Source organism: Nocardiopsis sp. JB363 (assembly GCF_900143625.1).
In the GTDB taxonomy this organism is placed as follows: domain Bacteria; phylum Actinomycetota; class Actinomycetes; order Streptosporangiales; family Streptosporangiaceae; genus Nocardiopsis.
Genome location: NZ_FRFF01000095.1, coordinates 1 through 1,259, shown reverse-complemented (window position 1 = coordinate 1,259; position 1,259 = coordinate 1). Strand labels below are relative to the sequence as shown.

General features: G+C 65.4%; 2 protein-coding genes. Both read left to right on the top strand.

Annotated elements, in window-relative coordinates; all coding sequences use genetic code 11:
• The first annotated feature begins 568 nt into the window (after nt 1–568).
• Nucleotides 569–883 carry a hypothetical protein gene (locus BQ8420_RS13960; protein ID WP_087099148.1) on the top strand — a complete coding sequence of 105 codons (315 nt, stop codon included), beginning with the start codon at nt 569–571 and terminating at the stop codon, nt 881–883.
• Nucleotides 876–1,238, top strand: a complete 363-nt coding sequence (locus tag BQ8420_RS13955; RefSeq protein ID WP_087099146.1) for a DUF6507 family protein — start codon at nt 876–878, stop codon at nt 1,236–1,238. Before BQ8420_RS13960 ends, BQ8420_RS13955 begins: the two co-directional genes overlap by 8 nt.
• The last annotated feature ends 21 nt before the right edge of the window (nt 1,239–1,259 follow it).

Here is a 1,259-nt window from a genome sequence, read left to right as displayed (position 1 = left end):
CCTCACCCCCGGTTCCCCTCTTCCCCGACCCATCGGTGTCGGTCGACTACGTCAACGCCATGGCCTCGGGGTTGCGTGAGTTGGGTACCTCGATCGCTGGCACCGGCAACGACACCACCGGCTCCTGGGGTGGGCTGAATGGATCCTACTCCGCCCCGGAGTCCGAGACGCTGTTCTCGGTCCTGGACCCGGTGGCCACTGATGGCGACACCGTGGGTGAGGCGTGGAAAGAACTGGCTCACTCGATCGTGCCCTGGACCGAGTGGGGGGACCGCCCCGGTCGCCTTGGTGGCGCTCTCAACGCGAGTGATCACCTCCCCCTGACACATCTCCAATGCCCGGACACCCTCCCGTCAACCGCATTTCTTCGCTTGGCCGGATTCGGCCACCGGATCGTCGCCTTAAAACCCATGACCTGGAGCGGCCGGCGACCCTCCATCCGTGGTGACTCATTCCTTGATGACACTCGGTCCTGCCGACCGATAGAAAGCGAGAGGTCCCGAACAACACGCGCTCGTGGAGCAACAGACAGCGCGGGAGAACACTCGGACAGTGAGGAGGAAGGCACATGAAGTTCGCCATCGTCCATTCCGAACAGCCGGACCCACCGCAGGGCCAGGACACACCGATGGATCGGGTCCCACGACCGGTGCCGCCTTCGACGCTGATCGCCGCCGCCAAGGAACGCCTGCACACCCGTGCCAACGCCGACGCCCATCGTGCCCTCGCCCGCCTCGACCGGTTACGGCACACGGTCCAGATCCATACCGCCGCGGTCGCCGCACGAGGCGAGGCCTTCGAGGACACCGAACCGGAGGAGGGACTGGAGATCTTCCGGGCCTCGGCCTTCGGACCCCCACCCCGGGAGGACGAACGTGAGTGACTGGTCCATCAACCCCGACCAGGTGAACGGGGTGCTCTCCGAAGTCGTCGACCACATCGGTGAGGAAGGCGGCTCCGAAGGCATGCTCGGGCACATGGAGACCATTTCCACCACGGTCGGGAACGTCAGCGAGACCATCGACAGCTTCCCGATCAGCGTCGCCCTGAGCGAGTTCTGCGAACACTACTTCGACCTGATGGGCAAGATGGTCACCAAGACCGCCAGCGGGATCGAAGGCGCCTCCGACGCCACCACCGCCTACGTCAACGGTGACCTGGAAATGGCCGCCGAAGCCCAGTCCGAGGCCGGGGACATCCCCGAGTTCAATCCGAACGACCCCAACGGCCCGGTGTAGCCGCTCCCATCCCCCAGATCC